Annotated in this window: 6 protein-coding genes; 1 reads left to right on the forward strand and 5 read right to left on the reverse strand. The window is 36.0% G+C overall.

What is annotated here, in order from left to right:
- Positions 1-806, reverse strand: an 806-nt coding sequence (locus H6F45_RS25755) for a toprim domain-containing protein (protein WP_190348772.1), incomplete at its 3' end; no start/stop codon positions are given.
- 734 nt (positions 807-1540) lie between these two features.
- On the opposite strand from H6F45_RS25755, the gene H6F45_RS25765 reads away from it, so the two are divergent.
- Positions 1541-1927, forward strand: coding sequence for a hypothetical protein (locus tag H6F45_RS25765; RefSeq protein ID WP_190348774.1), 387 nt, complete (start codon positions 1541-1543; stop codon positions 1925-1927).
- An 844-nt stretch (positions 1928-2771) separates the two neighbouring features.
- Here H6F45_RS25765 and H6F45_RS25770 read toward each other — a convergent pair.
- From H6F45_RS25770 to H6F45_RS25780, 4 genes are all read right to left on the reverse strand, one after another.
- Positions 2772-4409 (reverse strand): DUF87 domain-containing protein, encoded by a 1638-nt coding sequence (locus H6F45_RS25770; protein ID WP_190348775.1) that lies wholly within the window; start codon positions 4407-4409, stop codon positions 2772-2774.
- Between the two features lie 779 nt (positions 4410-5188).
- Positions 5189-5875 carry a hypothetical protein gene (locus H6F45_RS25775; RefSeq protein WP_190348776.1) on the reverse strand — a complete coding sequence of 229 codons (687 nt, stop codon included), beginning with the start codon at positions 5873-5875 and terminating at the stop codon, positions 5189-5191.
- 220 nt (positions 5876-6095) lie between these two features.
- Positions 6096-6227: a hypothetical protein gene (locus H6F45_RS27235; protein ID WP_277877038.1), complete on the reverse strand. Its 132-nt coding sequence runs from the start codon at positions 6225-6227 to the stop codon at positions 6096-6098.
- 86 nt (positions 6228-6313) lie between these two features.
- On the reverse strand, positions 6314-6972 hold a 659-nt coding region (locus H6F45_RS25780; protein ID WP_206754862.1), incomplete at its 5' end, for a hypothetical protein.

Below are 6972 nucleotides of genomic sequence, written 5' to 3' on the forward strand. Positions count from 1 at the left end.
TTAATCTTCCCTAATTGGTGATCAAGAATAGCTTGCTTATGTTGCTTATTAATAGCCGCTAAAAACTCATCAATATTATGATTTTGGAAATAGTCAGCAGCGCCAAAACCAGATCCGTTTTTTTCTTCTTTACCATTAACAAGTTTCCATTCCCATCGGGGCAGATCGCGCCAAAATAATCTAGGTTTCAAAATCAAACAAGGCATACCAACAATAGCACTAGCTAACCTAACCTTAGCTGCTTTTTTGATACCCTCTAAATCATCATCAGGCCAAAAAACTAACAACGATATGCCGTTATCTTGCAACATTTGTATGTTATGCTTTAACCCATCTAACGCCCAACATTTAGCCATAAATGTTGACGCGACTAGTCCCTGTTGACGCAACGACTCACAATCTTTTTCCCCCTCAGTGACGATGATCGCTTTATTAGCAGCGAAGTTTTTAGCATCATCTACCCTATAAGGACTAAAGAATTTTGTTATTGTCCAATCGTAGTTTTTAAATAGCCAAGAATCGAAAGTAACGGAACTAAAAATAGACTCATCATGAGAGATACCCGGTTTCAACTGATACTGTCGAATGTCTTTAATAGCTTTACCCCTAACCGGATCTATAACACTGTCATTCCACCGAACAACAATGCCTTCATTATATGGGTATATTGTGCGATCGCACTCCCTAGCTATCAAATCTTTTTTATTAAACTTATGCGTAGTCCTATATCTAGGCAATTCACTAGCCAGACTTGGCAACTTCGCAACATCGACATTAACGGGAATAGCAACGGGATTAATGATCATCTGGTTATCCTCAAAAAAATCAATCAACTTCGCCCTACCTACTCACTATTTTAAATCCATTAACGTCTTATTCTCGTATTGCAGATATACCGATATCTTATTGAAAAAAGCTGTTCTAAACTGTATCAATAAGAGAACATTATCTAATGTCAAGCACTAAATTAGAACCCTTATAGCGTAAGGATTCCAGCCGTTGCAAATATAACGATCTATCGTCAAAAATCAGCTATTTATCAACTAACGCGATTATCTCGTTAGGCTGTATCAAATATGTTTCACATATTTTCTTCAAATTAACGCTACTAGGTATCTCGTCAGGATTATTTAGAAACTTGTAAATAGTATTTAGGCTTATCTTTGTTTCTTTGCCAAGACGGTACGCGGTAAACGGTTGATAACCCTTACCCGTGCCATTTATCCTGACATATTCAGCTAATCGTCGTTGATCCGTAGTTTCGATAAATTGCCGTAGCGTGTTAACTAATTTCATATATTTAACCAATCACTCTCGCCTTATTATACCAAAAAAACTAATAATATAAATAACCACACCTTAAAACACCTATTCGTAGGGGCGTAGGGGCGAAGCATTTGGACAATAACCTACAAAAAAGATCAAAAAATAAACTTCCAAATGCTTCGCCCAACCATCACAAACAACCCCAAACCAATTGCAACTATAACAAAAATATTGCTATAATACAAACATACTACGAAACAAGGATGTTGCAAAAATGAGAACTGAAATAATAATTGAAACCATCAAATCTTGGGCATTCAGGCTAACAATTGACGATAAAAAAAACCAAATAAATATACAACGCGGTTGGTTAGAATTTGCCCAACCAATCAACACAGATAACGCCCAAATTGCAACCATCAAAAACCAACTAGCTAATTATAAAAACTTCATAAAAATAACGGACAATGAGTATATTAATATGTCCTTAGCTAAAGGCTACGAATGTTGCTATTACCCAACCTCCAAAAAAACTTATCAAACCTTAGTAAAAATATATTCAGTGAATGAAGAAAGTTTAATTTTCGATGTGAACATATATGCCAAATTAAGATCGCAATTCCCAGACAAACTAATAAGCTATGGACTGTCATTAGTGTGATCAACTAGGTAAGGAATAGAAGATGACCCGGCTATGTGTCGGGTTATTTTTTTTATACCTGGCTGAAATCTGTACTTAGAAATGGACTCAAAGCTTTACACCATAAGGGTTTAAGCCTGGCCGAAGCCTAGACGATAAAAAAACAGTCCCCAATCACTACTTACAATTTGAGAGGTATAAAACAAACTACTTAAATTTTAAGCTACTATCCGTATACTGCACTTAGGATTTAAATTGTAAGTTAACTAACTAAGTATACTAAGTAGTAAACCTTGGAAACCTTGCACTGTAAGGGTTTTAGCTAAATACGGTAAAATCCCTGATTTTATTTATACAAATTAATCTACCAAATTAATCAAAAATCACTTACAAAATTTTAGTAGCTTAAAAAACTCAGTAGCTGACATACTTACAATTTTTTAAGATAAATAAATAACTAAAATGTTTAAGTATTAAACCTTAAAAACCTTATGCTGTAAAGGTTTCAGCAATTTTAAGGATTTTACCAGGGCTAAATCAGGGAACTATACGGTATTTTCTAAAGTTGCCTTTAAAATCCAATCTAAGGACTGTTAAAAACATTTAACGATGATTCTGTTATTGAAACTAGGTAAAGACATTTAAAGGGTGTTTTTTGTGGGGTTTTGGGGAATGGGTTTTTAACAAACCCTCCCTATTCTTTAATTAGTTCCTCCCAAAAACTTCGCTAAAACCTCACTCACCCTTAACTTATTATTATATTATGGGAAAATGTCACCGATAGTTTTCTAGGCTACCTAAAAACTTAAATAAAATACTTAGGAGGGGACTGTTAAAATACCCTCCCCTTACGACTCCTAACTGATCAACCTTGCAGCTTTAAAACATTCCCGTCCCAATCTCCATAACCCGCGTCAGCAATTTCTTTTAGCCATAACCTAATCTGATCGGCGCTGAATCTATTCCCATTAACTTTAAAATTGGGCTGAATATAAGCTGCTGTAATTAGCTTTTTATTTGTCCTAAGTAGATAATCTAATAAGTTTTTAGCATTGTTACTTAACTCAATGTTTTTGCTATATAACTCTTCCAATCGTTCCCGTTCCCGTTCCCTGAGCGAAGTCGAAGGGAGCGAAGTCGAAGGGAACAAATCCCCAAAAACTCTAATCTTTTCAGTTATTTTTGGCAGTGCAACCTTAACCCAATCATTAGAATTTTCTATTTTTAATAAAGCTGTACCCGATGATATAGGTTGTTTTGTAGTTGGGTTAGTAGTTGCTAAAGGCTGAATTTGTTGGCTACGTTCTATTAAATTGGCTAATCCTTTAATATTCCCTAAACATGATTGGGTATTGTTATGCGCGACAAAAATAACAGGCAATTCTTGTTTCCTAGAAAGTGTTAACGCAACTTTAAAAAACTTACTAATGAGTTCCTTATCTTCAATAAAATCAGCATAAGTAGAAACCTCCTCACATAGCACACTTACAGCCTTACCTTGTTTCCATAGATTAGCCCGCCATTCCTCCTCAGATATATTTGATCTTCCAAAATCCTCATATCTTCCCATAACCTCCTCAACATATTCCCTCATATAGTTTTCTATTTCTGAGTGTGTGTTAATAAGCCTCACGCCCTGCCATTCATAAGCATTCGAGTTAGGATCTAAAACCACAATTTGATAACCCATATTGGATTTTTCTCTTAACAAGTATCTTGCTAACCAAGATTTACCACTACCCTGATTACCCCAAATCAAGCAAGTAGTTGATAGAAAAGACTTAACCCAGTCAGTTGAATTATCTTCTAATACTAATTCTGTAGTTTGAGTTGATTCTTGCGATTGTGCTAACGCATAACTTCCATACTTATCAAAAGACTTACCACCATCCAGCAAGTAACCCCAATCGTGGTAATCATCTTTACCCATACTCATCAATAAAAGATTTATTTGCACCGGAGTAATGTTTCTTAAAAATTCAAGTTTGGCTTCACTAGACTTGATCGGTTTCAAATGTTTAAGCAACTCATTCGCAGAATAATCAATTAGTTGCTTATCGACTGCCAAATTGGATCCGGCAATATGGCTATTAAGTTCTAAGCTACCTAAATAATGAGGTCTAACGTAGCTTAAACTTTCTCGCAATTTTGCAGCTGCACCTACAGTCAAACCTCCAAATAAAATTGCACCAATTCCCAGATTTAGCTTATTTGGGTTATCTGCTTTAATTCTTCTAACTGTTGTCAAATTATCGCTAGATAAAAAAGCATAACTGTTAAAATCTGGATTTGATGATTTATGTTGATTAGCCACAAAATAAGGATCGGGTATGGTAGCTATCTTTGTTAATTTGCAACTTTCGCCCTTGGGACTAAAACAAATCTCTCTCTTGCCAATTCCATTCCCTATTGATGCTAACAAAGCTAACGTTAGTGAGATCGCCCCTAACCCAAAACTAGCAAATTCCAGATTTAATTTTTCATAGCGTGTTTGCTTGTGCATTTTTGTAGCTCCTTAGTTGATTCATAAGTTTTGATACATCCAATAATCAGCGTTAAATACGCTATAACCTAGTTATAGTAAGGACTTTGAGCCATCCATCAGCTATAACTTAAACTTATCAATTGATTAATTAATAAGTTCTACTAATTGCGTAAAGTAACCCGTACCATTCGATAAAGCCTTATATAGCAAGCATTTTGAGGAATATTAACTTATTAATCAATCAATCCAAAAAACTTATTAATTGGTGTCGAACGAAACCCTAGTCGAACTGAAACCCTTACTATATAAGCACTTCGACATTTTGCACCTTACTCCATGTCGAACTCAATGTCGAACGATTAAATAACCCGCGAATACATAAGATTTCCTTAACTAGCGCCAAGTTAGTTTTATCAAACCGTGGGGAACTGTAAACCCTTGCCTACACTGCATTATTGAGGATTAATGAAAACTACCCAGAGGAACAAAACAACATAACCAAAACTTATACAACACCCAATTGATAAGTTTTCTTAATGTAGCTTGTCCCAGGCTCAAAGCCTTACTATACATAAGTTTCAGCCTGGTGCAAAATTACCAGAGGGGCAGGGTAGCTATAAGCAAGAGTTATATAACTAGAGGTTCGGGTTAAAAACAGAAAACCCTCAAAAACCAGAGATAAAGGAAGAAATTAGCCAAAACTTGCCAAAATAGAGGTAAAGGTTAGAAACTAAAAACCTTCAAAAACCAGAAATAAAGGAAGAAATTAACCAAAAACGCCCAAAATAGAACCGTGTCTATTTCTTCCTTAGCGTTATCGCTCCAAAGAAAACCAAAAACAACGCTAAAAACACCACAAAGAAATTATTATCTTGCGGGTCTGGCAAGTTCCTATATTCCCGTTCCTGTTTCACCACTACGTCAAAACTATTTTTGGCTAATGTATCGATCTGATACAAATCAAAAGATATCTTCCCTGCGTTAGCTGATAACGTCAATGTCCTTAACACCTGAATAGGCAACTTATGCTTATCCTCTATTTGCACCCATTCCCGTTCCCTGAGCGAAGTCGAAGGGAGCGAAGCCCGTTCCCGTTCCCTGAGCGAAGTCGAAGGGAGCGAAGCTTGTACTGAGCTTGTACTGAGCGAAGCCGAAGTGCGAAGCCGAAGTGTCGAAGGGAACGTAAAATTAGTTAACGTCACAAGTCCAGACCCAACCACCGGAATTAAAGAAACAACCACCGGATACAAACCAACTGCCCCAATAGATAATAAATACTGACTTGTAACAACCTGACAACCCGCCAAAAAAGCAGTTTGTCCTATTCCGATCAAAAAATCACTAGCGTAATCCTTGCCAACAATAGACCTGTAAGCTTGCCTATCGTCATATTGTCGATGATGATCAACCGGAGAATTTACCCTAGTTTCACTAATCAAATTAGCATTATCTGATTTGACAATATCTGCTTTATTTGCTATCATAATATGGACATCCTTAAAAAAATTATCGTTCTACCTTTATTAGCCGGATCAGCGCGTGATCTGGTTTTTTTATTTGTTATTGTTTGCGAAGTTAACCTCATAATAATTCCTCATCGAATGACCCAAGTAGTTGCCTAAAAAACACGGTACAAAAACCAAAATCAAAACCAACCACGGCTTGATCAAAACTGCTTTATATTCTCTCGCAGGAACAGGTAAATTATCTTTTTTGGACTGCATAAGAATAAACTCCTAAACCAATCAAACCCGCCCCTAAAGGATTAATAGCAGCAGCTAAACCAAACAATAAACTTAATGTAGCTATTCCGGTGTAAGTGCATAACTCAATCATGATTTTTTTCTCTCTCTCTGACTTAATAAACGAAAGTGCCATAAGGTAGCGAGAATCTACCAAAGCTACCTTATAGCTAAGGAAATTTAACTTTTCAGCAGCGAAAATATTGCCTTCGATGTTTCTAAAGCCTTCATTGTTGCTATGGACTTTTTTTTCCCTTGTGGGTTAATTCCTCTATTCGCGAGAAATTCATTAGCATCGGTAGCCATAATCAACTGAGCCGCTTCGCTCGCTTGATTAGCAAAATCATCTAAGTAACTTTCTAACCCATTCCTAACAGTTTCAGAATGAATCGTTACAAAATCATTAACTGTTTTTTGGGCTGAAACATAAGCAAGAGCTTCATTTATCTGTAAAATTGATAAATGATAAGAGCCATAAAAGTCAACCAAAGAATTAATGCAACCATTATAAATTTGCTCCTTAGTTTCATTTGTTAAATCTGACTCTTCCATTTGTGCGATCGCACAATCTTCAAAACTAGTCCCTGATAGCTTCTTAATTCCCTGACTAGCCGCAAGTTTCAAACTTTCAACAATCACCTCATATTCACTTAACGGTATTTCTTTGATAGATTCGTAATTGTCAGGATAGCGATCCGCTAAAGCAAACCTGATCACATCCTCATCAATGCTTAGTTGTTTAGAAATTTCTTTGATAGAAATGTTAGTCATCTTTTCTCGCTCCTTAATACATCTTGGATACAGCAGCTTTAAACTTATAAATCGAAAAATCATCTGGG

This window comes from Sphaerospermopsis sp. FACHB-1194, assembly GCF_014696235.1.
GTDB lineage: Bacteria > Cyanobacteriota > Cyanobacteriia > Cyanobacteriales > Nostocaceae > Sphaerospermopsis > Sphaerospermopsis kisseleviana.

Excerpts from the sequence above, each read along its gene's own strand:
- H6F45_RS25765 (WP_190348774.1), top strand. The coding sequence starts at position 1,541 with ATGAGAACTGAAATAATAATTGAAACCATCAAATCTTGGGCATTCAGG.
- H6F45_RS25770 (WP_190348775.1), bottom strand. The coding sequence starts at position 4,409 with ATGCACAAGCAAACACGCTATGAAAAATTAAATCTGGAATTTGCTAGT.
- H6F45_RS25775 (WP_190348776.1), bottom strand. The coding sequence starts at position 5,875 with ATGATAGCAAATAAAGCAGATATTGTCAAATCAGATAATGCTAATTTG.
- H6F45_RS27235 (WP_277877038.1), bottom strand. The coding sequence starts at position 6,227 with ATGATTGAGTTATGCACTTACACCGGAATAGCTACATTAAGTTTATTG.